This is a genomic window from Bacillus salipaludis, from assembly GCF_004358205.1.
In genome coordinates this window covers 95,033-120,493 of record NZ_SMYO01000005.1, presented here as the reverse complement: position 1 = coordinate 120,493, position 25,461 = coordinate 95,033, and the positions used below count along the sequence as shown (strand labels likewise).

Genomic DNA, 25,461 nt, shown 5'->3' with positions numbered 1-25,461 from the left:
TCTCTTCTTCTTGATGTATCATCATTTCTTCGGAGCGATGATCCTCTATTTGATTTTTGTTTTCTTGATCATAATTGCTTTCCATCTACTTCGCCCCTATTCCGCATAAAGATACATGAGCCTTGGTGAATTGGGTTTAGAGAGAATTTTTAGCATTCCGGCCATTTCCGCGTTTTCTCCCATCCATTTATGAACCTGCATACTGAATAATGAACCAAATCCAAGGTCATCTGAATAGCGAATAACCTTTGCTCCCTTCAAATTCTCATCCTTTTTCATTTTCTTAATAACATCATCCAAATATCCATAGCCATCAATTAAATTCAATTCTTTCGCCTGCCGACCGTCATATACTCTCCCGTCCGCAATCTTTTTTACCTGCTCAATACTTAAATGGCGGCCCTCAGATATAACCTTGACAAATCCCTGATACGAATTATTAATCATTCGTTGAAGAATTTGCCGCTCTTCCTCGGTCATTTTTCTAGTTGGACTCATAATGTCTTTATATTTTCCACTTTTAATCGTGACAAAATCGACGCCATACTTCTTCGCTAATCCTTCATAATTGATCCCTTCCATAATAACTCCAAGAGATCCAGTAAGTGTTTCTGGACTTGCATAAATCCTTTTAGCTGCTGTTGAAATATAATATCCTCCCGACGCTGCCATTGACCCCATTGAAATATAGACCGGTTTTTTCGTATCTTTTTGAATCTCCTCTAGTTTATCATGGATCTCGGCACTTTCGACGACTCCACCCCCGGGAGAATTGACTCTTATGATGATACCCTTGACTGTATCATCCTCTTTGATATAGTTTAATTTTTTCATAAAGTCCTGATGGTTATAGCCGGAACTTTGTAATAAAGAGGCTGTTTCACCCGTATCTTGAATAACCCCATCCACATCTAGGACTGCAATTTTTTTTAGCTCGCTTCCGTCTTTAACTACCTCTTCAGTAAAAGGCTGCTCACTTGTTGATAAAAATTCACCTATATCCGTCTCAATACCCTTAAAGGCAAAAGCTGATAAAAAGTTAATAACCACTGAGACAAAAAATAGTGCTGCTGCAATTCCGAGTGCTGCCCAGCGTTTTCCATTCATATTCTTTCCCCCCACCTGTGTCAATCCAGTTAAATTTACGTCCGTATTTTCATATTGTTTCAAAAAAATGCTAAACTAAATAAGATTATCATCATTTTATCAAAAGATATTTTTATAAACGTTAAAAATTGGAAATTATTTTTGTATTTAGGAGGTCCATTTATGGAAAGTCGCCGCAATATTTACTTTTACCACACACGTGATGCCGATATGCTTTCAAAAGCTTCGCATATTTATGAGTTAGCTGAACAATATGGTTTTACGATCGTTGATGATCAACTGAAAGCAAATATTATTGCCAGCATCGGGCATGACGGAACTTTCCTGCAGGCCGTCCGGAAAACAGGTTTTAGAGAGGATTGTCTTTACGCTGGTATTTCGACTACTAGAAACTTAAGTATGTACTGTGATTTTCGGATTGATGATACCTCAAAAATGGTTGAAGCTTCAGTAAATGAACAATTTGAAGTCCGTCGTTACCCTCTTCTTGAAGTGACAGTGGATGGACAAGGGATGTTCCCATGTTTGAATGAGTTCAGCATCCGTTCCTCCATTATTAAAACGCTGGTAATTGACGTGTTCATTGACCAGCTGCATTTTGAAACCTTCCGTGGAGACGGGCTGGTGGTGGCCACACCTACAGGCAGCACTGCTTATAATAAATCACTAAATGGTTCCGTTGTTGACCCGTTAATTTCCTGTATGCAAATCAGTGAGGTTGCTTCGTTAAATAATAATCGGTACCGCACACTGGGGTCTTCATTTATCATTGGAGAGGAACGTACGCTGACACTTAAAGTGATTTCAGAAGGAAATGACCATCCCGTAATGGGTATGGACAATGAAGCATTAAGTATTCGCCATGTGGAAAAAATTCAAATAAAAATGAGCAATAAAAAAATTAAGACGCTTAAATTAAAAGACAATTCATTCTGGCATAAAGTGAAAAGACAATTTCTATAAAAAAGCAGCCACCCTAGAATTAAACTCGGTGGCTGCTATTTTTATCCGTTTAATTTTTCTTTTTGGATATTTAATCCTCTCTGAGGAAATAGTTTTGTTTTAGATAAAGAATAAATCGTTAAAGCGGACCAAATAAAAATAAAGGAAAGCAGCTGTGTTTTTGAAAAATGTTCTTTATAGACAAACACGCCTAAAATTAAGGTTAAAGTCGGCGCAATGTATTGTAAGAATCCAAGTAAGGATAACGGAATTTTTTGTGCACCTTTTGCAAAATAAAGCAGTGGTACAGCCGTTGCCGCTCCGGCGCCTACTAACAGTAAATCGGTTACCGCACTTGCTGATAAAAATGAATTCGTACCATTAATAAATAGGAAACACATATATATTGCTGCAATCGGTGCAACAACTAATGTTTCAAGAGTTAATCCCACGGCTGACTCTACATTGATTAATTTTTTTGCAAGGCCGTATAACCCAAAAGAAAGTGCTAGACTAATGGCAATCCAAGGAAATTTCCCATGGGAAATTGAAATGATCAATACCCCAATAGTGGCTAGGCCAAATGAGATATATTGTGCAATTGACAATTTTTCTTTTAGGACAATCATTCCCAATAGGACACTCACGAGCGGATTGATATAATAGCCAAAGCTTGCTTCGAGCATATGACCGCTGTTAACTGCCCAAATATAGACAAACCAATTAATGCTTATTAATAACGAGGCAATGGCCAGGGCATAAAGCTGTTTTTTATTTTGTGCAAATCCTTTAAGGGTTTGAGTAAATAATCTCCATTTTCTTGTTAATAAAAGTACTAGGACCATAAAAATAAACGACCAAAAAATTCGGTTCGCAAGAATTTCAAAGGCACTTACTTGATCGATGAGCTTCCAATAGATGGGCAGCAGCCCCCATAAGAAATAGGAGAAACCTGCATGGAAGGTTCCCTTTTTTATCTCTGATTTATTCATTGTTGTTCTGTTCCCCAATCTTTCTAGTTTCGAAATATTTATTATTATAACGTGAAACGGAAGGAAAAGGGGGAATTTTAATTCACCAATTTTTGCCCAAAATAAAAAACAATCGAGAACCGATTGCCAGATTTTCAAGAAAGGGTATTTTTCTCAGCAACTTTCTACTTTGTCAAATCTAATACTATTTAATGGATTTCCCATGCAAAAGGGCCTATTGATTTCCGCTCCGGTCACTCGCTTTCCGCGGGGAGGTCCTAGAGCGGAGTTTAACGTAGACAACCAAAAAAGACTGTCGATAAACCCAAAATCCTTCGGATTTGTCGACAGTCTTAACAATCGGAATTTACCGATTTTCTTTATCTAATTAACTTTTTAAAGTTTCCATTTCTTTTTGGCGAAGTTCGATACGGCGGATTTTTCCGGAAGTGGTTTTCGGAAGATCCGATACATATTCAATCTTTCTAGGATACTTATATGGTGCTGTAAGCTCCTTTACATGCTCTTGAAGATTCTTTGTTAATTCAGGATTGTTCGAATCAATCCCCTCTTGTAAAACAACAAACGCTTTGACGATATACCCGCGAATTTCATCAGGACTTCCCACTACGGCACATTCTTTGACAAATGGATGTTTAACAAGCGCATCCTCTACTTCAAATGGTCCAATTGTATAGCCGGAACTAATGATAATATCATCGCCGCGCCCTTCAAACCAGAAATAGCCTTCCTCGTCCATTTTCGCTTTGTCGCCCGTTACGTAGTAATCCCCACGGAATTGCATCGCTGTTCGTTCTGGGTCTTTATAATAATTTTTGAATAAAGCAGGCGTTTCAACATGAACGGCAATATCGCCCACCTCACCTACTTGACAAACTTGTCCTTCTTCATTAATGATTTCAACACGGTTTCCCGGAGTTGGTTTGCCCATGGAACCAGGTTTTAACGGCATTCCCTTGGTAACCCCAACAAGTAAAGTGTTTTCTGTTTGACCATAGCCGTCCCGAACATCAACACGGAAGTATTTCCTAAAGGTATCAATTACCTCGCGATTGAGTGGTTCCCCAGCGGATACTGCACTATGAAGGTTTGGCAATTGATATTCTGCGAGGTTATCTACCTTTGCCATTAATCGATATTCTGTCGGTGTACAGCAAAGAACATTTACATCGTATTTTTGTAGCAGGCTTAAATACTTTTTAGGCTCAAATTTGCCATTATATATTAAACCTGTTGCGCCTGACCCAAGGACTGATAAGAATGGACTCCAAATCCATTTTTGCCAGCCTGGACCGGCCGTTGCCCAAACGGTATCCCCTTCGTTAATGCCAAGCCATTTAGACGCAGCCGTTTTCAGATGGGCAAATGCCCAGCCATGGGTATGCACCACTCCTTTAGGATTCCCAGTTGTACCCGAGGTATAGGATAAAAAGGCCATATCCTCTCTTTTCGTATCGGCAATATCAAAATTCTCTGAAGCCGCTTTCATTTCTTCATCCAGATGGTTCCAGCCTTCCATTTTTCCTCCAAGGGAAAATTTCACAAGAGATTGGGCAGTACTAATATTTTCAAATTGATCCACGTATGGATAATAACTAATAACAGCCTTAACATCTCCATGTGTAATCCGGTATTGTAAATCCTTTTCTCTTAGCATTTCAGAGCTTGGAATTACCACCATCCCCGCTTTTAATGCAGCGAGGTAGACAATATAGGCTTCAATCAGTCTTGGAACAATCACTAAAACTGTATCACCTTTTTGTAAACCATTATGAATCAGCACATTACCTGCTTGATTTACTTTTTTCAATAATTCTTCATATGTAACCTGTTTTGTTTCACCTGTTTCATTTTCCCATTTTAATGCTAATTTGTTCGGGTCTTTTGCAAAACGTTCTACTTCAGAAACAAGATTGTAGTTCTCCGGTGCAATTAAATCCTCACGTTTCATAACTCTCCCCCTCAGCAATAAAAATTTACGTCCAATTTTATTATACAAAATTGTCCTAAAATTTTAAATTATTATTATTCGAAAAACATTTTTTAAGTTCGTTATTGATACAATCAAATGAGATAAAACAAAAAAAGAAGAGAGCAGGAATAATTCCTGCTCTCTGTAGCCATATTATTTATTTGTTATCGAGTAAATCCGCTGCCGCCTAATTGAGACTCAGCCATAGCGACTAAACGCTTAGTAATTTCTCCACCAACTGAACCATTAGCACGAGAAGTAGTATCAGCACCAAGTTGTACACCAAATTCAGTAGCAATTTCGTATTTCATTTGGCCAAGAGCTTGTTCAACACCAGCAACTAGTAATTGATTAGAATTGTTGTTTGCCATTTGATATCACCTCCTTGTGAGTATATAATGTGTAGAACTCACAAGGTTCATTCTTAATATCAATTGGTAATTGTTCACAAAAAATTCATTTTAAAATAATTCATCGAACTCTGAATCATCGTTACCCAGATCCGGTTTAATTGTAATAGTCTCCGTGTCATTAACTGCTTCTTCAATCAAAGGATCGAAATCAAAATAGCTTTCATATTGCTGGACTTTCTCTCTGCGGGGCTTTGTTTTTGGCGACGCAGGGACAAAAATCGTACAGCAATCTTCATACGGTCTATTCGAAATCTCAAGGGTATCGAATTCTTGAGCGATTTTAATAATTTCGGTTTTGTCCATCGTTACAAGCGGCCGTATGATGGGGGTATTGGTAACCTCATTAATGGTAAACATGCTTTCAAGTGTTTGACTAGCCACTTGACCAAGGCTTTCGCCGGTAATAATGGCAAGCCCTTCCCGCTTTTCTCTAATTTTATCGGTAATTCTAAGCATGAATCTTCTTGTGGATGTCATCGTATAGTTTTCAGGAACTTGTTCACGTATTGCCTGTTGTACATCCGTAAACGGAACAATATGAAGCGTCATTTGACCATACACTTCAGCTAGCTTTTTAGCAAGGTCAATCACCTTTTCCTTAGCCCGTTCACTTGTAAACGGCGGACTGAAGAAGTGAACGGCCTCAATCTCAAGACCTCGCTTCATGGCCATAAACCCAGCAACAGGGCTGTCGATTCCACCTGACAGCATTAACATCGCTTTACCACCGGAGCCCGCCGGGTATCCCCCGGCCCCTGTTATTGTTTCACATGAAAGGTAAACAGCCTCTTTACGTACCTCAATCAATAAGTTAATATCCGGCTTCTTCACATTTACTTTTAGACCAGGAAGGTTTGACAGCAGATGAGCACCAAATAGTTGGTTGATTCCGTCCGTATCCAATTCAAAAGTTTTATCTGATCTTTTCGCGGTAACTTTAAAGGTTTGGCCTTCTTGATAAAGTGAACCAACTAATTCAAGAGCAGCTTCTTTCATTTTCTCCAAATCACTCTCTACCTTAACAGCCGGACTAAATGTTTGGATCCCAAATATTTTTCTTAAAATCATTTTAATTTCTTGTACATCTTCACCGTTTAATAAAACATACATACGATCATGTGTTGCTTCCACTTTTATTTTTGGAAAAGCGGAAAGGGCCAATTTAACACTTTTTCTTAATTTACCAACGAATTTATTTCGATTACGGCCTTTCGTTGACAATTCTCCATAGCGAATGACTATTCGATCATAATTCATATTATTTCATTACCTTTCGTAAATGATCAGAAGCTTCTTTCATTGCTGAAAGAGCATCAATGGCTTCATTTTCTGTATTATTAAAGGAGAGACTAATTCGTATTGCACTTTCAGCCAGTTCATCCGGAACCCCCATAGCAAGCAATGTTGCACTTGAGGATTTCTTCTTAGATGAGCATGCACTTGTGGTGGAAACATAGATTTCTTTTTCTTCTAGTGCATGAATCAGAACCTCGGGTTTTATTCCTTTAATGGAAAAATTTAAAATATGTGGAGCGGCATTCTCAATGGGCGTATGGATTTGAACCTCTTCTAATTCACTTAACCCATTCCTTAGGATTTCCCGAATTTTTTTCATTCTTTCCATCCCGTTTTTCCCTTCCGCCAATACCATTCGTAACGCCTTAGATAGGGCAACTGCCCCTGCAACGTTTTCTGTACCGCTGCGGAGTTTCCGCTCTTGGCCTCCTCCAGCTAATAATGGGGACAATCGTACACCTTCCCGAACATATAAAACTCCAGTCCCTTTCAAGGCGTGGAATTTATGGGCGGAAAAAGAACATAGATCCACTCTGTTTTCATGTAATGATAGCTGGACTTTTCCGACAGCTTGAACAGCGTCCACGTGGAACAAAATATTAGGATGGCTTTTTAAATATTCTCCGATTTCCTTTATTGGCTGGATGGTCCCAACTTCATTATTGACCTGCATAACCGAAATGAGGATGGTGTCTTTCCTAATTGCCTTTTCGAGGTCTTCTATTTGAATCCGACCGGTTGAATCAACTGGAAGGTACGTTACTTCAAATCCATCCTGCTCAAGCTGCTCAAATGATTGTCTGACAGAGGCATGCTCAATGCTTGTCGTAATTAAATGGCGGCCCTTATTTTTATGAATATAGGCAGCACCTTTAATCGCTAAATTATTACTTTCGGTTCCTCCCGATGTAAACAATATCTCTGTTTGCTTTACAGATAAAAGATTTGCCACCTGTTCCCTTGACTTTGTTAAAAGTTTCTCAGCCTGTCCACCTAATGCGTTTAGTGAGGACGGGTTTCCAAAGTATTCACTAGAAACCGTCAAAAATGAATCGAGAACCTCTTTATATGGTTTAGTTGTCGCACTATTGTCAAAATAAATCATGATTTTCCCCCTAACGAATCCGAAAACCCTTATGCAAAAAATAATCTTATCATACATTGCTTCATTTTAGAAAGATGGTTCAAGTGAAATTTCTGTTTAACAAAAGCAAAAAACCGAACAGCAGATGCTGATTCGGTTTTTTGCTTATCTTTATTAGTCATTTGCAATTGCTGCTTTGATTTTCTTTAAGGCTCCAGGGTCAACCCCTTCTAATGATGCTGCGACCTGTTCTAAAGCCTCTTGATATTCATAATGCCTGAAAGCTTGTTCTGCATCCATTAATCCCTTTGCAACGGAAGGGAATTTGCTGCGGTACCGGTTTCCATATTGAATAGCCTTTTCTGCCAGCATCGCATTTTCAATCAATTCCAATGTAGAATGAGTAAGTTTTTCGACTGTTAAAACTGCAATTTCTAAATATTGATTAAGGGCAGAAATATTAAGCGGTTTTTCCTCAAGCTGCAGCTTCACATTTTGTATGCTCTCATTTGTGTCCTCATACAAATATTTATAATCCTCGGGCAATCCAGGTACATTACTTTTGGAAACAAGCCGAACGGCTTCCCCCACTTTTTTTGTCAGTTCTCTAACCGCATCCCTTGCCTCAATCTCATCCTTACGTAATGATTGAAGATTATTTGCAAACTGCTGTTGCTCTTCTCTGATGTTTTCAAGCTGTTCCTTTATCTCATTTAATTCTTCACTTATTTTGGTCTGAGCTGTTTCATTAATTTTTAATTTTTCAACAAGGATTTCATAATGCTTAAACACTGCTGAAAGCTCTTTTTCCAAATGTCTCTGTGTTTCAAAATCATATTCTTTTAAATGATAGGTTTGCTGGACATTCGACACTTCATCAACAAGATGGTCGTTTTCTTCCTGTGCTTCTATCAGTAGATCATAGGTAATTTTCTCATTTTTAATGATAAAGTGCTTAGCATGTACCTCTTTTTCAAGTAAATCAAAAAGGATATCCACTCGATCCTTGGTTTCTTTTACACCTTCAACTGCTTTATCTAAGTCCGTTTCCTCAATCAAGCGAATTGCTTCTGAAAGCTTTTCTTCTAATGCTTTAATTTCTTTTTCCAATTGAATATGCTCTAGGTAATAGCCCTGCTGAGCCATTTCCTTAAACCCATCATAGACTTCGGAAAGTTGTGCCGGCAGGATGGATTGAACTTCAATTAACAGCTGTGGAATAAGCTCCATCACATTTTTAATGGTCCCTAAATGGCTGCTAATTGTTAAAACAATTTCTCGAGCCTCAAGGTAGTTTCCATTCTCTGTTTTTTCATCAAACTCTTGGAACTTCTTCGTGATCTCTTCCAGTTGTTTTTCCAGACTTTTTTCAGCCTTGCTGAAGGTATGCCGGTGGGCAAGAAGTACTTTTTTTGTTTCCCGGTATAATTCTTTTAATTGTTCAATTTCTACCCGGTTTTTTTCCTCGCTGCCGACTAGTTCATGCAATTCTTCCAGTATTTTTGTGATCTGATTTTCGGTTTCCTGCAAGGTATCATTGATTGTACGTTGAACTGTTTTCGCCTTGTTAAATCGGTAGCGGTCTATGTATTCTTCCGCATCAAATAACATTTCCTCTAGTTTCGGGAGCTTTACTGTTACAATGTCATCCCATTGGTTACGCCAATTTTCGAACAGTTCTTCTGTTTGCCCCGTCATATTAAGTTGCTTGACCTTGGACATTTCTTCTAAAATTGGACGATTCAACAAATCGATTTTCCACGCTTCTAACCGATCCATTTCTTTAAAATACTTTTTCTTTATTAGATATCCTAATACAAATAAAGCTAGCATAAGGATAAAAAATCCTATGAAATACTTCACATGTAAGCCTCCTGTTCCGGAAAACATCGTTTCAAGTTCTCTTTAGGTGTCAGTTTATATAAAAATAGCACAATATGTTCAATTCAATGTATTTATGATACCATGTAAACGACAATTTTTGACTATAATTTTCAATTTTTTTGCAAAAGAAATCAAAAAAATAGAGGCTCATCATAAAATAGCCTCTTTCTTTACTACAACACCATTACAAAGGGTATTTTCAATCCAATTGTACATTTCATTTAAATATTTTTGCTCAAAGAAACGTTCATTTGGAAAAATATACATTACTTCTCTTAGATAATGAGAATTCATAAATGGCATCATTAGTAAACCCTTAAGCTGAATAATCAAATAAGGAACAGAGTGAGGCTGGAATTCCTTCCATTCCATCCCTTTTTCAAATATTTTTTGAAAATAATATTTTTCTTTAAGATTATACGTTGACATTATTTCCCTAACGATTTGAGAATCCAATGACATTTCACGGTACACGACATTTGCTAAATGAATATTATCACATTGATAATGGAGCAATTTGGCAGTCATTCGTTTTACGCAATCTTTGGCACCGAGTCCCACCAGGGCATATTCCTCTTCCATTATCCCGAGGTATTGTTCATAAAAGTGCGTAAAGCAATATTCTAAAAGACCGAGCTTATTTTCAAAATAGTAAGCAACAGTTGCAGAGTTTACATTCGCATAGCCTGCAATATCTCTGATTGATGTACCAGAGTATCCATTTGAATTAAATAATTTAATCGCTGCTTCAATAATTGCTTCCTTTATATTTTTTTTCATGTCTTTCCCCCTCGAAAGTGGATCGAACTTTTTACTCCTTAAATAAGGTTTCTTTATTTTGCCGCTTATTCCTTTAATAAAAAATCGACAAATTCTACCTAGTTTCACGGTAATTTGCTAAAATAACATAAAAAACTAAAGAAACATAGGTGAAAAAACATGTTTAACGTCGAAATGTATTCGGGTAGTCGTGAGGAAAATTATGAGCTTGTAAAAAAACAATTGCATGCCTTGATTCATGATGAGAAAAATCAAATTGCGAATCTTAGTAATGCCTGCTCCTTGTTAAACCAATTTCTTGACCGTACCAACTGGGTCGGGTTTTATTTAATGGATGAGAAGGAAGAACTTGTATTAGGACCCTTTCAAGGTCTCCCTGCCTGTGTTCGAATTCCTGTTGGAAAAGGCGTTTGCGGCACCTCAGCAAAGTTAAGGGAAACAGTCAGAGTAGAAGATGTGAATCAGTTTCCAGGCCATATTGCCTGTGATGCTGCATCACAATCTGAAATTGTTATCCCATTGTTAAAAAACGGAAAATTACTTGGTGTTTTGGATATTGATTCACCAGAAACAAACCGCTTCGACGAACTTGATCAGCAGAAATTAGAAGAGTTTGTTGAAATTTTAGTCCAGCATATTTAATAATAAAAAGCAAGGAAGAGTCTTTCCTCTTCCTTGCTTTTTATTATTATATCTTTTCTAGGGCCTGTTCGAGGTCGTCGATAATATCCTCCCAGGCTTCAAGCCCTACCGAAAGCCGAAGTAAATTTTCCGTTATCCCCATTTTTCGTCTTTCTTCTTCCGGAACAACTGCATGTGTCATCGTAGCCGGATGCTGGATTAAAGTTTCTGCATCCCCAAGACTAACAGCAATTTTAATTAAGTTTAGCTCATTCATCAACCGCTGCGCTGTTTCCTTTGTACCTCTTATTGAAAAAGAAATAAGGCCCCCGGGCTTTTTCATTTGTTTTTTCATAATTTGATAGTCCGGGTGATCAGCATCACCAGGGTAATAGATTGCATCAATTTTAGGATGATTTCTTAAAAACTGAAAGATTTTTTCTGTATTGTCACAATGACGATCGACTCGAATTGGTAAGGTTTTTAATCCTCTTAGCAAAAGCCACGCATCAAAGGGTGAAATAATTCCTCCAATATCTTTTTGCGTTGTTCTTGAAACCTTTTGAATCCATTCTTTTTTACCAACGACGATACCGGCAAGGACATCGCCATGTCCGCAAATATATTTTGTGGCACTATGGATGACGACATCACAGCCATGGGTAAGCGGGGTTTGTAAATAAGGAGAACAAAATGTATTATCCACCACCACCGGTATGCCTTTTTCATCCGCAATTTTAGCCACCTGCCCTAAATCAACCAGTTTCATTGTAGGGTTTATTGGTGTTTCAATATAAATACATGCGGTGTTTGGCAGGATCGCTTTTTCCACCATTTCTATTGAATCCATTGAAGAGAAATCATGTTCAATCCCATATTTTTCTTTCAAAAGTTGCAGGAATCCAAAGGTACAGCCATAGACACCCTGTGAACAAAGAATGTGGTCACCTGTTTTCGTTAAAGCAATTAATGCAGCAGAAACAGCTGCCATTCCGGATGAAAAGGCTAAAGCAGCACCCCCTTTTTCAAGTATTGCCAACCGTTCTTCAAGTATTTTTACAGTTGGATTCCCTAAACGTGAATAAATAAAGCCTTCTTCCTCTCCGGAAAACCGTTTTTCCCCTTGCTTAGCAGTGGAAAAGGTAAAGGTTGATGTTTGATACAAGGGTGGAACGAGACTCCCCTGATGTTCATCTGAAACATAACCTGAATGAATGACCTCTGTTTCAAAGCGTAAGTTTTTATCCTCCAATTTTACCCCTCCTATTTTGAAAACGCTTCCATTTTTATAGAATATGAAGCCTATATAGATAAAGTACGTAAACAAAATTTCAACCTATATGGATTCAGGCACCCATGAATCCATAGATGCCTTAACTTGCTTTTATGCGATCATTTTGATTAATGACTTTATTTTTCCCTGTCCCTTTTGCTGTGTAGAGGGACTCGTCAGCCCTTTTAAATAAATAGTTATAGGAATCAAGCATGTCCATATGCCAATAGGATACACCGCAAGATACGGTAATTGATGGGACAGAGCATTCGGCCACAGCTTTTACTAAGCGCTCAGCGATTGCAACCCCTGTCTCTAATGACACTTTAGGAAGGTAGATGGCCATTTCCTCACCACCCCAGCGTGCTCCAACATCATGATCGCGAATATTTCCACGAATAATATTGGCCACTTGAACCAATACTTCATCACCAACCTGGTGTCCATACGTATCATTTATGTTCTTAAAATTATCAATATCAATCAGAATGAATGTCCCTTGCTCGTCCTCTTTCATTGACAATTGAATCTTTTCATCAAGATAATTTCGCGAATGAAGTTTCGTTAAATGATCTGTAATAATCATTCTCTCCAATTCTTCCCTAAGCATCGAATTGGAAAGCGCCAGTGCGGAATGATGAATCAGCGATTGCAGAAGCTTAAAGGCTTCAAATGAAAAGAAATAGGGTTCTTGATTCATAACAATACTAAAACCTTTAAATTTTCCTCTTTGGACCATTGGAACCGCCATTATGGAACGAAAACACTTTATTCCATTAATACTAGGAATGTTTATATCTCCGAAAAAAAGCGCCTCTTTTTCCAACAGTATTTTATTTTTTATGTATTCAATATATGGATATGCTTGTTTCGTATAAAAGAATGGGGTAGATCCTGGCAGTAGTTTACTATTAATCAAATTGTCTGTCAGCAGGAAATAACCTGCTTCCTCTGCTTGGAAGGAATGTTTAATTTGATTTGTCATATAGCTAATCATATCTTTTAGCCTGAGTTTTGAGTTTAAACGATGTGTTGTTTCATTAATTAACTGTAAATCGGAAATAACCTGCCTGGACTGCTGATAAAGCTTGGTATTTTCCAATGCACCGCCAGCCGCATTTGCCAGTAAAGTGATAAATTCAATTTCGTCTTTTGGAAATACAAGGATGTTAGGAGCAATGATCTGCAGAACTCCATAAACCCCTTGTTTCCCTTTTAACGGCGCATAAAGGATAGAGCGCCTCTCTTCAAGAGAATTTTCCATTTTGGTATTCCCTGAAACGTAAGCCTCCATGGCTATAATATTTTCACTATCATATTCCAGATCAATAATGGGCAATTCGTTTTGATTGTGATAATCTTGAGAAAGAAGCAAATAGCAGGAAAATGAGGGATACAACTGTTCGAGAGAAACAATTATTTCTCGTAAAAGAGATTCCTTATCCATTAAAGAATGGAATTTTTCAGTTATATGAAATAACCGCTTATATCTGTTTTCGTCATTTTGTATGGTTACATGATCACCGAACACGTCCATTATTAGCTCACCCAATTTTCTCGATCTAATTCCAAATATATACACCCTCACTTTATTATAGTGAAAATCCATCGCCTTTTTAATTACTTTTTTGAATTTTTTCTAACTTTTATAAAGACTTCAAAATTTTGGCTATACATTATTATAACAAAATATTCTTGACTTCTCAGTAAATAAAATTATATAATACTCCTTGTGTAAAATATTGCAGCTTATGTGAACACTTTAATCGTTCATTTTGTTCCTCACTTGAACACTTTTTCAAATGATGGGGTATCTTGTAACCCTCTGCTGCTAGGGCGAAGGTATCTGAAAACAAAATGGCTATCATCGTTGTTTCATAACCGTTTTTATTTTACCAAAATAAAAACACGAAGGAGGAGTCTCTCATGGCTCGTTATACCGGCCCTAGCTGGAAATTATCCCGTCGTCTTGGAATCTCTCTAAGCGGCACAGGTAAAGAATTAGATAAGCGTCCTTACGCTCCAGGACAACATGGTCCTAACCAACGCAAAAAGCTTTCTGAATATGGTTTGCAATTACAAGAAAAGCAAAAACTTCGTCATATGTATGGAGTAAATGAGCGTCAATTCCGCAACCTATTCGACAAAGCTGGTAAATTAGGCGGCGTACACGGTGAAAACTTCATGATTCTACTTGAATCACGCCTTGATAACGTTGTTTACCGTTTAGGTTTAGCACGTACTCGTCGTGCTGCACGTCAGTTAGTTAACCACGGTCATATCCTTGTTGATGGTTCACGCGTTGATATCCCATCATACCGTTTAACTGCTGGACAAACTATCACCCTTCGTGAAAAATCACGCAATCTTGACGTTGTGAAAGAAGCGATTGAAGTAAACAACTTCGTTCCTGATTTCTTAACTTTCGATGCTGATAAGTTAGAAGGTACTTTCACTCGCTTACCAGAGCGTTCTGAATTACCAGCTGAAATTAACGAAACTCTTATCGTTGAGTTCTATTCTCGTTAATCTTTGTAATAAAGAGATCCTGAGCAATTTGCTCAGGATCTCTTTATTTTCGTTTTTTAATGGATTGAAGTGACCTTCGATAAAAAAAGACAATGATTACATATAAAATTAATACAATGAATGCTGTGATGATTCTTTCTGCTAAACTTCCATCTGCTAACATAATTGGTCCTAAACCAAAAAATGTAATAAGTGTGAGCACAATGATAAAAATAGCATGAAACATTAACCGCAAATACCTCACCCCCGTCTTTCTCCTATAATATTAGACGATTTAATTTAATCTGTTGTAACATAAAATGAAATTTACTATTTAGTTACAGATTTCTTTTCTTAACACAGTATTGGCGACACTTTCCACCTCTATTTTGTCTCCTAAAGGCTCCCATCAAAAACTCAAACAAAAGAGCCCTCGGAAATTCTCCAAGAGCCCCTTTATTTTAGTATTTAATTAATGTATATTTCTTCTTCCCTCTTCTGATGATGGTAAATTGTCCTTCAATCCGCTCATTCTCAGCTAGGGAGTAGGAAGCATCTGTAATACGTTCACCGTTAACAGACACCGCTCCATTTGTTATATCTTCACGCGCCTGACGTTTTGATGGTGAAATCGCTGCTTCCACAAGCAGGTCAACGAGATTCCCTTCAAAATCGGAAGCATCAAATGAAGGAACATCTTTAAATCCTTGTCTAATTTCTGCAGCAGAAAGCTCTTTCACATTACCACTAAACAATGCCTGGGTGATTTTAATTGCCTGCTGCAATGACTCTTCACCATGAATTAATCGAGTCATTTCTTCAGCCAAAGCCTTTTGCGCCATACGTAGATGAGGTTCTTCCTTTACCGACTTTTCTAGTTGCTCAATTTCCTCATGCGACAGGAAAGTAAAGTATTTCAAGTATTTAACCACATCCGCATCAGCTGAATTGATCCAGAACTGATAAAATTCATATGGTGTTGTTTTTTCAGGGTCCAGCCAAACGGCACCGCCTTCGGTTTTACCGAATTTGGTACCATCCGCTTTTGTTACTAATGGAATTGTCAATCCAAAAGCTTTTGAGCCTTCAGGCTGCATTTTACGGATCAATTCCAGCCCAGAGGTAATGTTCCCCCACTGATCACTGCCGCCAATTTGTAATTTACAATTATGGTGCTCATATAAATGGTTGAAATCCATCGCTTGTAAAATCGTATAAGTAAATTCAGTAAAAGAAATCCCTGTTTCAAGTCTATTCGCAATAGTATCTTTCGCCAACATGTAGTTTACACCGATATGTTTCCCGATATCACGTAAAAACGAAACGATATCCATGGAACCAGCCCAGTCATAGTTATTTACCATAGTGGCTCCATTTTCTCCGTCAAACTCAAAAATCGCTGCTAATTGCTTTTGAATGCCTTCAACATTTTTTTGTACGGCTTCTAATGTTTGCAAGTTACGCTCTTCACTTTTACCACTAGGATCACCGATTAAACCCGTGGCCCCACCGACTAGCACAATAGGACGATGCCCGTGTTGCTGAAATCTTCTAAGTGTTAAAAACGGAACTAAGTGGCCGATATGCAAGCTGTCTGCTGTTGGGTCTGCACCACAATATAATGAAATTTTTTCACTTGATAAAATATCTTTTAAACCTTCTTCATCGGTTTGCTGATAGATTATTCCCCGCCATGCCAAATCCTCTAATAAATTCATTAAAATAGCCTCCTAAAAGAAAATAAAAAACGCCCCTGCAAACATGCAGGGACGTATAAATACGCGATACCACCCGGCTTGAGGAAAAAAATTCCTCCACCTCGAAAAATTAACGGCTTATCCGTTCTCTGCTACTCTAATCTTCACAGAGAAAGCTCCAGGACGTAATTCAATTTTCTATATGTATCAGCTTTCACCCTCCGCTGACTCTCTACAAACAGGGATAGAAAATCTACTGTTGATTCCCTTCACAGCATTAAAATTATAAAATTGATTATACCTTTTTTACCATATTTCCATGACTTTTGTCAAACTTGAATTGGAAAATTAAGATAAATGTAGAACTTTGTCATTTTTTTGAACATGTATATGCTATAATGTATGTGATTTAAGTCGAGGTGATGCTCTTAATGAAAGAAAGACTGCAGGCTTGGATGGAAGTTTTAAAATCATCCCTAAACTTGATTACACATAAAAAAACAGTAAAGAGTGCTCGAATTACATATTCTGTGGTTTGGAATCTTTTTCTAATCTTTTTAACTGTATTTATTCTTGGAGGCTCTTTTGCTACCGGTGTTGGTGCAGGGTACTTTGCCTCACTTGTGAAGGATGAACCCGTCCGCTCTTACAGTAGTTTGAAAAAAGATATTTATAATTATACTGAGACTTCTGACCTCTATTTTGCTGATAATGTTTACCTTGGAAAACTAAGATCAGATCTTGAACGTGAAGAAGTAAATTTGGATCAGGTCTCTGATTACCTTGTAAAAGCCGTCATTTCAACAGAGGACGAGTATTTTTACAAGCATCATGGTGTGGTTCCAAAAGCCGTTTTTCGCGCCCTATTTCAGGAAGTCACCAATTCAGCAGTTCAATCAGGCGGCAGTACGTTAACTCAGCAGCTTATTAAGAACCAAATTTTAACCAATGAGGTCTCCTTTCAACGGAAAGCAAATGAAATCTTACTTGCCCTTCGTTTAGAAAAATTTTTCTCCAAAAAAGAAATTCTTGAGGCCTACCTAAATGTTTCAACATTCGGTCGAAATTCATCCGGACGAAATATTGCAGGGGTACAGGCAGCAGCAAAAGGAATCTTCGGGAAAAGCGCAAACAAGCTCACACTACCAGAAGCAGCCTTTATCGCAGGGTTACCGCAAAGCCCCTTCGGATACACCCCTTTTACAAGAGACGGAAAAGTGAAAGAAAATTTGGAACCGGGAATCAACCGGATGAAAACCGTTTTAAAAAGGATGTATGATGGCGGTTACATTAACAAAAAGCAGTATGCTGAAGCGGCGGCCTATGACATTACAAAAGATTTTACACCACCGCGTCCAAATCCTTTGGAAAAATATCCTTGGTTGACATTTGAAATTGAAAAACGTTCAATCGATGTTCTTGCTACGGTTTTGGCCCAAAAGGACGGAATCAGTGAAAAAGAATTAAAGAAAGACAGCAATCTCCAATACAAGTACCAAACTTTAGCCAGTCATGATTTAAAACAAAATGGTTATGAGATTCACACAACCATTAACAAAAAAATGTATGACGCCATGCAAAAAGTTAAGGATCGATATCCATATTATGGACCTGATAAACCGGAAGAAAAGAAGGATCCGGAGACAGGTAAGGTCAAAACCGTCATGGAGCCCGTGGAAGTTGGGGCTATCTTGATTGAAAATAAAACCGGTAAAATCATTAGCTTTGTTGGCGGAAGAGATTATGATAAACAGCAGCTTAATCACGCTACCAACGCGATTCGTCAAAATGGGTCGACCATGAAACCGCTCCTTGTTTATGGACCGGCAATTGAAATGGGAAAGGCTGCCCCCGGGACAACTTTACCAGATGTTGCTTTGAGCCTTAACCCGGCAAGCAGCAGCCCATGGCCCCATAACTATGACATGAGGTATAGTGGTTTAGTCTCTGCAAGATACGCCCTGGCATGGTCTTATAACGTGCCTGCTGTGAAGTTATACAGGGACATTGTTAATCAACGGCCGGCTAAATACCTGGAAAAAATGGGTTTTTCTTCACTTAGAAGTGAAGACTATACGAACCTTTCAACGGCTATTGGTTCTTTAAGCAACGGAGTTACAGTTGAAGAAAATACGAATGCTTTTACAACTTTTGCAAATGGCGGGAAATTTATCGACGCCTATATGATTGACAGTATCGTCGATAAAAATGGGAAAGTGATTTATCAGCATCAGGTTAAACCTGTTAAGGTTTTTACACCTCAGACCGCTTATTTAACATTAGATATGATGCGTGATGTTATGCGAATGGGTACGGCTGCGGGCATTAATTACCGTCTTAAATTTCGAACAGACTGGGCCGGAAAAACAGGTACAGGAGTCGATTATAAAGACTCATGGCTGGTTGGAACCAATCCGAATGTAACATTTGGAATCTGGACGGGTTATGATACGCCAAAATCCCTTCAATCTTACGGATATATGTCGTATAGTCAGCGGACAAACAATCTTTGGGTTGATTTAATCAATTCTGCCTATAAGATCAAGCCGTCCTTAATTGCTCCGAAAAAGCAATTTAAAATGCCAAACGGAATTGTTAGACGCTCTTATTGCGCTGTATCAGGTCTCTTGCCATCGGCAGCTTGCGTAAATGCGGGCTTGGTTGAGAGTGACTACTTCAATGCTAAATATGTCCCGACAAAAGTGGATGATAGTTTAGTTGCCGGAAAATATGTTATGATTGGCGACAGAAAATATTTAGCATTGGATTCAACACCTGCAGAGTTTGCGCAAAGAGGTCTTGTCTTAAATCCCGATTTCATTACCCGAATGGTTGGAAGGAACTTTCATAATCCAAGCCAGCTCATTCCAAACAGAAGCCGTTGGGCGCATATTCTTGTCCCAACCGCTAAGATTGTTGATAACGGCAAGACTCCGGGATCCGTAAGGCTAAGTGCTGACGCAAATACACTAGCTTGGTCAACATCTTCGGAAAATGATGTCATTGGCTACCGGGTTTATCACGCGGGGCTTTTAAAATTGAAGATAGCCAGTATTAAAAGCGGATCAAGCCTTTCTCTTTCGGTCCCAAGCGGAACCTATTATGTTACGGCAGTCGATATTGCCGGTAAGGAATCCCCGCCCTCTAATTTGGTGGAGGTGGGGGGTACCGATAAAAACACCGACCAAAAGGAAAATAACAACAAAGAGAAAAATAAATAAGTAGAAAAAACCGCACAGAGTGCGGTTTTTTCTACTTTTTAATCTTCCATTGTTGAAAGGTCACCAGTAGGCAGATTAAGCTCCCATGCCTTTAAAACACGTCTCATAATTTTACCGCTTCTAGTTTTTGGAAGCTTATCTCGGAAATCAATCTCTCTAGGTGCCGCATGTGCTGCAAGACCTTTTTTCACAAACTGTCTAATTTCCTCTTTCAATTCTTCCGTTTCTTCAAAGCCATCTCTTAAGGCGATAAAGGCCTTAATAATTTCCCCACGAACTGGGTCCGGCTTTCCAATAACGCCTGCTTCCGCGACTGCTGGGTGCTCAACAAGCTTGCTTTCAACCTCAAAAGGACCAACACGTTCACCGGAAGTCATGATCACATCATCAATACGTCCCTGGAACCAGAAATACCCTTCTTCATCCATATACGCTGAATCGCCAGAAACATACCAGTCACCAGGCATAAAATAGGACTCGTACTTTTCTGAGTTATTCCAAATTGTGTACATCATGGAAGGCCAGCCTTTTTTAATCGCAAGATTGCCCATACGGTAAGGTGGCAATTCGTTACCTTGGTCATCAACGATCGCTGCGGTTACTCCTGGAATCGGTTTCCCCATTGATCCTGGTTTAATCGGCATACATGGGTAATTTGAAATCAGCTGTGCCCCTGTTTCCGTCATCCACCAGTTATCATGAATTCGTTTATTAAATACCTTTGCTCCCCATTTTACAACTTCAGGATTTAGCGGCTCCCCTACACTTAAAACATGACGGAGTGAGCTAAGATTATATTTTTTCACAAGTTCATCGCCGGCTCCCATTAACATCCGGAAAGCAGTTGGGGCACTGTACCAAACTGTAACACCAAAATCTTCAATCATTTGATACCATGATTCAGGGCTGAAACGTCCGCCAACTATGACATTAGAGGTTCCTGTTAACCATGGTCCGAATATACCATATGAGGTTCCTGTAACCCAGCCAGGGTCCGCTGTACACCAGTAAACATCGTCTTCTTTTAAATCAAGAACCCATTTAGCTGTTTGGTAATGCTGAACCATCGCATTATGTACATGCAAAACTCCTTTAGGTTTCCCAGTAGAACCGGAGGTATAGTGTAGAATCATGCCGTCTGTTCTTTCAACCCATTCAATTCTTAACTCTTTCTCTGCTTCTTCCAATTTTTTCAAGAAGTCAATAACCGGTCCCTGCTCATCTACATTTTTACCGATTACAAAAATATGCTTTAAATCAGGTAATTCACTTACAGGAACACGATCAAGCAATTCCGGAGTGGTAACAAGTACCTTTGCACCACTGTCCTGAAGACGGTCTCTGACGGCCCCCTCCATAAATGCTTCAAATAACGGACCAACAATCGCTCCTAATTTAATCGCACCTAAAACAGTGAAGTAAAGCTCTGGAGAGCGAGGCATGAAAATAAATACACGGTCGCCTTTATCGACATCGCCATAGGTTTTCAAAACATTGCCTGCCTTATTTGACAGTTCTTTCATTTCTTTAAATGTGTACTTTTCGTCCCTTACTCCATCACGATAATAAAGAGCAATTTTGTTCTTCCGGAAGGTTTTTACATGGCGGTCAATCGCCTCGTAAGCCATATTTACCAATCCTGTTTCGTGCCAAGAAAATTCCTTTTCAGCTTCTTCCCAATTAAAATTCTTATACAATTCTTCATAATTTGGTAGGTTATACTCTCCCTGTACCACTGGCAGCGCTTCCACTCTCATCTAATTCTCCCCCTTAAGTTTTATTGAGATAATTATATTACAAAAAGAGACTATTCTCAATTTTTAAAATTATTTTTTTGTATGATAATTTTTTTGAAATCTATAAAAAGTGTCTAAAAATTTTGTGAAAACGCTTCTAATAAATAGATTTTTTGTATAATAGAATTATATTTGAAACACATTTCCAGGTGGTGATCAAATGGAACATAAGAAAACGTACAATGCAAAAGAATTAAAGACCCCTCACGGAAATTTAATTATAGAAGGACCAATCTCAGCGGAAAAGCTTGCAGGTTACGAATTTCATGAGGACCTTACCGCCTTTCGTCCGCCCAGGCAGCAACACCAAGCATTGGTGGGAATTGCCGATCTTACGGAAGGAAGAATTATTATCGCCAGATCTCACCATACAATTGTTGGCTATGTTACCTACCTCTATCCAGACCCGCTTGAAAGATGGTCTGAAGGAAAAATGGATAATTTAATAGAATTAGGTGCCATTGAAGTCATTCCTCAATTTAGGGGCTGTGCTGTTGGGAAAAATCTCATATTCGTGGCAATGATGGATGATGCGATGGAAGATTATATTACGATTACGACTGAATATTATTGGCACTGGGATCTAAAAGGAACAGGTCTGAATGTATGGGAATATCGAAAGGTTATGGAGAAAATGATGAATGCCGGTGGACTTGAATGGTATGCAACCGATGATCCTGAAATTTGTTCCCATCCTGCAAATTGCTTAATGGTCAAGATCGGCAAAAGGGTAGATAACGAATCCGTCCAAAAATTTGACCGCCTGCGCTTTATGAATCGGTTTATGTATTAAACGAAAAGCGGAAGCGCCTTGGTCAGCCCCGACAAGCATAAGACAAGCCGGCGAGAAGGTTGCTCTTTAACCTTCTTGACGGATTGACTGTAGACCATCGAGGGGGCTAGGCGCTGGAGCTGGACACTGAAACTGTTTTTATGAAGGGGGATTTTCCAATGATCGTAGAAGAAATCATGAAACCAAACGTTGCAACACTTTTTCCAACAGATTCGATTAAGGATGCCTTAGGCCTTATGGAATCAAAAAAAATTCGCCATGTGCCCATTATAGACTCCGAAAATCATTTAGTAGGGTTAGTTACAGTCGTGGATATCCGTGATGCAATGCCCTCTATATTTCATGCCAATGAACACTTGGAGGATTTACAAAAACCAGTTGTGACGATAATGAAAAAAAATGTGATTACAGGCCATCCGCTTGATTTTGTAGAAGAGGTGGCAGGTCTATTTTATGAACATAAAATCAGCTGCCTTCCCATCATCAATGATCAAAAGCTCGTTGGAATTATCACAGAAACAGACCTGCTAAGAACAATGGTGGAATTAACCGGTGCCCATCAGCCCGGGTCACAAATTGAAATAAAGGTCCCAAATATAACCGGAATGCTTAGTGAAATTTCTTGTATAATACGAAAACGTAACGCAAATATTCTTAGTGTGCTTGTTTACCCAGACAAAAAGGATGATCAATTTAAAATACTCGTTATTCGCGTGCAAATGATGAACCCAACGGGGCTAATTGAAGATTTAAAAAAAGCAGGACACCATGTTCTATGGCCAAATCTTCCGGGGATTTCACTATGACAGATAAATGTTCATTTGTTTTTTCAGAAGAACTGTTGAATTATAAATTCAGCAGCCATCATCCTTTTAATCAGTTTCGGCTTAAATTAACAGTAGATTTACTAAAAAAATTAAATGCACTGGATGAAAAGCAAATTATCTTACCCAGAACGGCTACTTTAGAGGATCTCAGCCTTATTCATGATCCAAATTATATTGACGCCGTATTTAAGGCTGGTCATGATCAACTACCTATTGAAATAGCAGAAAATTATGGTTTAGGAACCGAGGACACTCCAATTTTTCCAAATATGCATGAGGCAAGCTCATTACTAGTTGGCGGAACATTAACAGCAGTTGACCAGGTAATGACAGGACAAGCAGTTCATGCAGTTCACCTGGGAGGGGGGCTTCACCACGGGTTTCGAGGAAAAGCTTCCGGGTTTTGCATTTATAATGACAGCTCTGTAGCAATTAGGTATCTGCAGCAAAAATATAATGCGCGCGTTTTATATGTCGATACGGATGCTCATCATGGGGATGGTGTCCAATGGTCTTTTTATGATGACCCTAATGTATGTACCCTGTCTATACATGAAACAGGCAGATATTTATTTCCCGGAACAGGAAACGTAAATGAACGCGGCCAAGGTAAAGGTTATGGCTATTCGTTTAACATCCCTGTTGATGCTTTTACCGAAGATGAATCATGGCTTCACACCTATTCACATGCAATTAGGGAAGTCGCTGATTTCTTTAAGCCAGATGTTATTCTCACCCAAAATGGGGCAGATGCTCATTACTTTGATCCATTGACACATTTATCCGCAACGATGAAAATCTACCGCGAAATACCAAAGCTTGCCCATGAAATCGCCCATCAATATTGTAATGGCCGCTGGATTGCTGTTGGCGGCGGCGGGTATGACATCTGGAGAGTGGTGCCACGTGCATGGGCCCTTATTTGGCTGGAAATGACTGAAAACTCCAATTGTTATGGTAATTTACCCGAGGAATGGGTCCACTTCTGGCAGAAGGACTCCCCTGTTGAAATACCAAGAGAATGGGACGATCCAGACAATCTATATTTGCCGATTCCAAGAAAGGCAGAAATTACTGAAAAAAATTTACAGACGCTTGAAAAGGCTTTATATCCGATTCGAAATCAGCAAAAGAGTCAATCCAGCTAATATTAAAAGGGCTATCTGCAGATAGCCCTTTTAAATTTATTTTGTTGATTGACGATGTTCAATTCGGTGTGGAAGAACAACAGTATGCCGCTCCACTTTTTCTTTATTCATATATTTAGTCAACAGACGCATTGCCACTGCGCCGATATCGTATAATGGCTGAATAACAGTTGTTAGCTGTGGACGTACCATAAGGGCCAATCTTGTATTATCCGAGGTAATGACCTCAAAGTCTTCAGGTATATTGTACCCCTTATCCTGAGCACCATGGACAACCCCAAGTGCCATTTCATCAGATGCCACTAAAATGGCAGTTGGCCGTTCTTGTGCTTCCAATAACTTTTCAAAGGCTTCAATTCCTGAATCGTATGTGTAATCTCCTTCAACAACCAATTCTTCGTTAAATGGAATCCCGGCATCCTCAAGCGCTCTTTGATACCCTTTTACCTTATTCTCCAGTTCATATAATGGACCGACGACAAAGGCAATATTCTTGTGGCCCTTATCGATAAATTCTTTAACCGAATCATAAGCGGCTTGTTCATAATTAATATTCACGGAAGGAATCGTTTCGGTTTCTTCCATAGAGCCGGCAAGCACAATAGGGACAGGTGATTTTTCAAATTCCTCTACATGTTCAGAAGTAATATTTCCTCCCATAAAAATTATGCCGTCCACTTGTTTCCCAAGCATCGTGTTAAACAAATGTAATTCTTTATCTTTATTTTGGTCAGAGTTACTTAAGATAATATTGTATTTGTACATTGTTGCAATGTCTTCAATACCCCGTGCTAATTCAGCATAAAAAATATTTGATATATCCGGGATAATGACACCTACAGTAGTAGTTTTTTTACTAGCTAATCCTCTTGCAACAGCATTCGGACGGTATCCAAGCCGTTCAATTACTTCTAATACTTTTTTACGGGTAACCGGTTTAACATTGGGATTTCCATTCACAACACGTGAAACGGTTGCCATCGAAACATTTGCTTCCCGGGCAACATCGTAAATCGTCACATTCACGCTCAACACTCTCCTTAAAACGATACATTATTTTTCTTTATTTTATAGCAGTTTAACAAAGCCTAGTCATTTTCTTTTTCC

The 25,461-nt window shown here is 38.7% G+C and carries 21 protein-coding genes and 1 other annotated feature; of the genes, 7 read left to right on the top strand and 14 right to left on the bottom strand.

What is annotated here, in order from left to right:
* Positions 1-96 precede the first annotated feature (96 nt).
* On the bottom strand, positions 97-1,107 hold the full coding sequence (sppA, locus tag E2K98_RS11210; RefSeq protein WP_133334330.1) for a signal peptide peptidase SppA: 1,011 nt from the start codon (positions 1,105-1,107) through the stop codon (positions 97-99).
* 162 nt (positions 1,108-1,269) lie between these two features.
* Here sppA and E2K98_RS11205 point away from each other — a divergent pair, with 162 nt between their 5' ends.
* Positions 1,270-2,070 (top strand): NAD kinase, encoded by an 801-nt coding sequence (locus E2K98_RS11205; RefSeq protein ID WP_133334329.1) that lies wholly within the window; start codon positions 1,270-1,272, stop codon positions 2,068-2,070.
* A gap of 41 nt (positions 2,071-2,111) precedes the next feature.
* On the opposite strand, the gene rarD is transcribed toward E2K98_RS11205, so the two are convergent.
* The 7 genes from rarD to refZ all read right to left on the bottom strand — a co-directional run bounded on the left by rarD (position 2,112) and on the right by refZ (position 10,470).
* A complete protein-coding gene (gene rarD / locus E2K98_RS11200) occupies positions 2,112-3,041 on the bottom strand; it encodes an EamA family transporter RarD (protein WP_133334328.1) in 930 nt (309 codons plus the stop codon).
* 367 nt (positions 3,042-3,408) lie between these two features.
* Positions 3,409-4,992 (bottom strand): acyl-CoA synthetase MbcS, encoded by a 1,584-nt coding sequence (gene mbcS / locus E2K98_RS11195; protein WP_133334327.1) that lies wholly within the window; start codon positions 4,990-4,992, stop codon positions 3,409-3,411.
* A gap of 185 nt (positions 4,993-5,177) precedes the next feature.
* Positions 5,178-5,384 (bottom strand): alpha/beta-type small acid-soluble spore protein, encoded by a 207-nt coding sequence (locus tag E2K98_RS11190; RefSeq protein WP_133334326.1) that lies wholly within the window; start codon positions 5,382-5,384, stop codon positions 5,178-5,180.
* Positions 5,385-5,474: 90 nt separating this feature from the next.
* Positions 5,475-6,683 carry a tRNA uracil 4-sulfurtransferase ThiI gene (gene thiI / locus E2K98_RS11185; protein WP_133334325.1) on the bottom strand — a complete coding sequence of 403 codons (1,209 nt, stop codon included), beginning with the start codon at positions 6,681-6,683 and terminating at the stop codon, positions 5,475-5,477.
* A gap of 1 nt (position 6,684) precedes the next feature.
* Positions 6,685-7,827 carry a cysteine desulfurase family protein gene (locus E2K98_RS11180; RefSeq protein ID WP_133334324.1) on the bottom strand — a complete coding sequence of 381 codons (1,143 nt, stop codon included), beginning with the start codon at positions 7,825-7,827 and terminating at the stop codon, positions 6,685-6,687.
* A 153-nt stretch (positions 7,828-7,980) separates the two neighbouring features.
* Positions 7,981-9,669 carry a septation ring formation regulator EzrA gene (ezrA, locus tag E2K98_RS11175; RefSeq protein ID WP_208025356.1) on the bottom strand — a complete coding sequence of 563 codons (1,689 nt, stop codon included), beginning with the start codon at positions 9,667-9,669 and terminating at the stop codon, positions 7,981-7,983.
* Positions 9,670-9,840: 171 nt separating this feature from the next.
* On the bottom strand, positions 9,841-10,470 hold the full coding sequence (refZ, locus tag E2K98_RS11170) for a forespore capture DNA-binding protein RefZ (protein WP_133334322.1): 630 nt from the start codon (positions 10,468-10,470) through the stop codon (positions 9,841-9,843).
* A gap of 159 nt (positions 10,471-10,629) precedes the next feature.
* Between refZ and E2K98_RS11165 the strand changes: the two genes are divergently transcribed.
* The gene (locus E2K98_RS11165) at positions 10,630-11,112 is read left to right on the top strand and encodes a GAF domain-containing protein (RefSeq protein ID WP_133334321.1); all 483 of its coding nucleotides are present in this window, start codon (positions 10,630-10,632) and stop codon (positions 11,110-11,112) included.
* Positions 11,113-11,158: 46 nt separating this feature from the next.
* Here the strand turns inward: E2K98_RS11165 and megL are convergent, their stop codons facing one another.
* Together megL and E2K98_RS11155 are read right to left on the bottom strand one after the other, a co-directional pair.
* The gene (gene megL / locus E2K98_RS11160; protein ID WP_133334320.1) at positions 11,159-12,343 is read right to left on the bottom strand and encodes a methionine gamma-lyase; all 1,185 of its coding nucleotides are present in this window, start codon (positions 12,341-12,343) and stop codon (positions 11,159-11,161) included.
* Between the two features lie 121 nt (positions 12,344-12,464).
* The gene (locus E2K98_RS11155) at positions 12,465-13,901 is read right to left on the bottom strand and encodes a sensor domain-containing diguanylate cyclase (protein WP_235824787.1); all 1,437 of its coding nucleotides are present in this window, start codon (positions 13,899-13,901) and stop codon (positions 12,465-12,467) included.
* Between the two features lie 389 nt (positions 13,902-14,290).
* Here E2K98_RS11155 and rpsD point away from each other — a divergent pair, with 389 nt between their 5' ends.
* Positions 14,291-14,893 (top strand): 30S ribosomal protein S4, encoded by a 603-nt coding sequence (gene rpsD, locus E2K98_RS11150; protein ID WP_026572176.1) that lies wholly within the window; start codon positions 14,291-14,293, stop codon positions 14,891-14,893.
* Positions 14,894-14,936: 43 nt separating this feature from the next.
* On the opposite strand, the gene E2K98_RS11145 is transcribed toward rpsD, so the two are convergent.
* Positions 14,937-15,119, bottom strand: coding sequence for a DUF6954 family protein (locus E2K98_RS11145; RefSeq protein ID WP_407921210.1), 183 nt, complete (start codon positions 15,117-15,119; stop codon positions 14,937-14,939).
* 214 nt (positions 15,120-15,333) lie between these two features.
* On the bottom strand, positions 15,334-16,590 hold the full coding sequence (gene tyrS, locus E2K98_RS11140; protein ID WP_133334317.1) for a tyrosine--tRNA ligase: 1,257 nt from the start codon (positions 16,588-16,590) through the stop codon (positions 15,334-15,336).
* A gap of 44 nt (positions 16,591-16,634) precedes the next feature.
* Positions 16,635-16,851, bottom strand: a binding site (T-box leader).
* 149 nt (positions 16,852-17,000) lie between these two features.
* On the opposite strand from tyrS, the gene E2K98_RS11135 reads away from it, so the two are divergent.
* On the top strand, positions 17,001-19,790 hold the full coding sequence (locus E2K98_RS11135; protein ID WP_133334316.1) for a transglycosylase domain-containing protein: 2,790 nt from the start codon (positions 17,001-17,003) through the stop codon (positions 19,788-19,790).
* Positions 19,791-19,828: 38 nt separating this feature from the next.
* On the opposite strand, the gene acsA is transcribed toward E2K98_RS11135, so the two are convergent.
* Positions 19,829-21,547, bottom strand: coding sequence for an acetate--CoA ligase (gene acsA, locus E2K98_RS11130; protein ID WP_133334315.1), 1,719 nt, complete (start codon positions 21,545-21,547; stop codon positions 19,829-19,831).
* A gap of 199 nt (positions 21,548-21,746) precedes the next feature.
* Here acsA and E2K98_RS11125 point away from each other — a divergent pair, with 199 nt between their 5' ends.
* The 3 genes from E2K98_RS11125 (at position 21,747) to E2K98_RS11115 (ending at position 24,354) form a co-directional block, all read left to right on the top strand.
* Positions 21,747-22,379: an N-acetyltransferase gene (locus E2K98_RS11125; RefSeq protein ID WP_133334314.1), complete on the top strand. Its 633-nt coding sequence runs from the start codon at positions 21,747-21,749 to the stop codon at positions 22,377-22,379.
* A 158-nt stretch (positions 22,380-22,537) separates the two neighbouring features.
* Positions 22,538-23,185, top strand: a complete 648-nt coding sequence (locus E2K98_RS11120; protein WP_133334313.1) for an acetoin utilization AcuB family protein — start codon at positions 22,538-22,540, stop codon at positions 23,183-23,185.
* Positions 23,182-24,354, top strand: a complete 1,173-nt coding sequence (locus E2K98_RS11115) for an acetoin utilization protein AcuC (protein ID WP_133334312.1) — start codon at positions 23,182-23,184, stop codon at positions 24,352-24,354. The genes E2K98_RS11120 and E2K98_RS11115 overlap by 4 nt, the downstream gene beginning before the upstream one ends.
* A gap of 36 nt (positions 24,355-24,390) precedes the next feature.
* On the opposite strand, the gene ccpA is transcribed toward E2K98_RS11115, so the two are convergent.
* Positions 24,391-25,380 carry a catabolite control protein A gene (gene ccpA, locus E2K98_RS11110; RefSeq protein ID WP_026572169.1) on the bottom strand — a complete coding sequence of 330 codons (990 nt, stop codon included), beginning with the start codon at positions 25,378-25,380 and terminating at the stop codon, positions 24,391-24,393.
* Between the last annotated feature and the right edge of the window lie 81 nt (positions 25,381-25,461).

Coding starts and splice junctions, on each gene's coding strand:
- sppA (WP_133334330.1), bottom strand. CDS start 1,107: ATGAATGGAAAACGCTGGGCAGCACTCGGAATTGCAGCAGCACTATTT.
- E2K98_RS11205 (WP_133334329.1), top strand. CDS start 1,270: ATGGAAAGTCGCCGCAATATTTACTTTTACCACACACGTGATGCCGAT.
- rarD (WP_133334328.1), bottom strand. CDS start 3,041: ATGAATAAATCAGAGATAAAAAAGGGAACCTTCCATGCAGGTTTCTCC.
- mbcS (WP_133334327.1), bottom strand. CDS start 4,992: ATGAAACGTGAGGATTTAATTGCACCGGAGAACTACAATCTTGTTTCT.
- E2K98_RS11190 (WP_133334326.1), bottom strand. CDS start 5,384: ATGGCAAACAACAATTCTAATCAATTACTAGTTGCTGGTGTTGAACAA.
- thiI (WP_133334325.1), bottom strand. CDS start 6,683: ATGAATTATGATCGAATAGTCATTCGCTATGGAGAATTGTCAACGAAA.
- E2K98_RS11180 (WP_133334324.1), bottom strand. CDS start 7,827: ATGATTTATTTTGACAATAGTGCGACAACTAAACCATATAAAGAGGTT.
- refZ (WP_133334322.1), bottom strand. CDS start 10,470: ATGAAAAAAAATATAAAGGAAGCAATTATTGAAGCAGCGATTAAATTA.
- E2K98_RS11165 (WP_133334321.1), top strand. CDS start 10,630: ATGTTTAACGTCGAAATGTATTCGGGTAGTCGTGAGGAAAATTATGAG.
- E2K98_RS11155 (WP_235824787.1), bottom strand. CDS start 13,901: ATGGACGTGTTCGGTGATCATGTAACCATACAAAATGACGAAAACAGA.
- rpsD (WP_026572176.1), top strand. CDS start 14,291: ATGGCTCGTTATACCGGCCCTAGCTGGAAATTATCCCGTCGTCTTGGA.
- E2K98_RS11145 (WP_407921210.1), bottom strand. CDS start 15,119: ATGTTTCATGCTATTTTTATCATTGTGCTCACACTTATTACATTTTTT.
- tyrS (WP_133334317.1), bottom strand. CDS start 16,590: ATGAATTTATTAGAGGATTTGGCATGGCGGGGAATAATCTATCAGCAA.
- E2K98_RS11135 (WP_133334316.1), top strand. CDS start 17,001: ATGAAAGAAAGACTGCAGGCTTGGATGGAAGTTTTAAAATCATCCCTA.
- acsA (WP_133334315.1), bottom strand. CDS start 21,547: ATGAGAGTGGAAGCGCTGCCAGTGGTACAGGGAGAGTATAACCTACCA.
- E2K98_RS11125 (WP_133334314.1), top strand. CDS start 21,747: ATGGAACATAAGAAAACGTACAATGCAAAAGAATTAAAGACCCCTCAC.
- E2K98_RS11120 (WP_133334313.1), top strand. CDS start 22,538: ATGATCGTAGAAGAAATCATGAAACCAAACGTTGCAACACTTTTTCCA.
- E2K98_RS11115 (WP_133334312.1), top strand. CDS start 23,182: ATGACAGATAAATGTTCATTTGTTTTTTCAGAAGAACTGTTGAATTAT.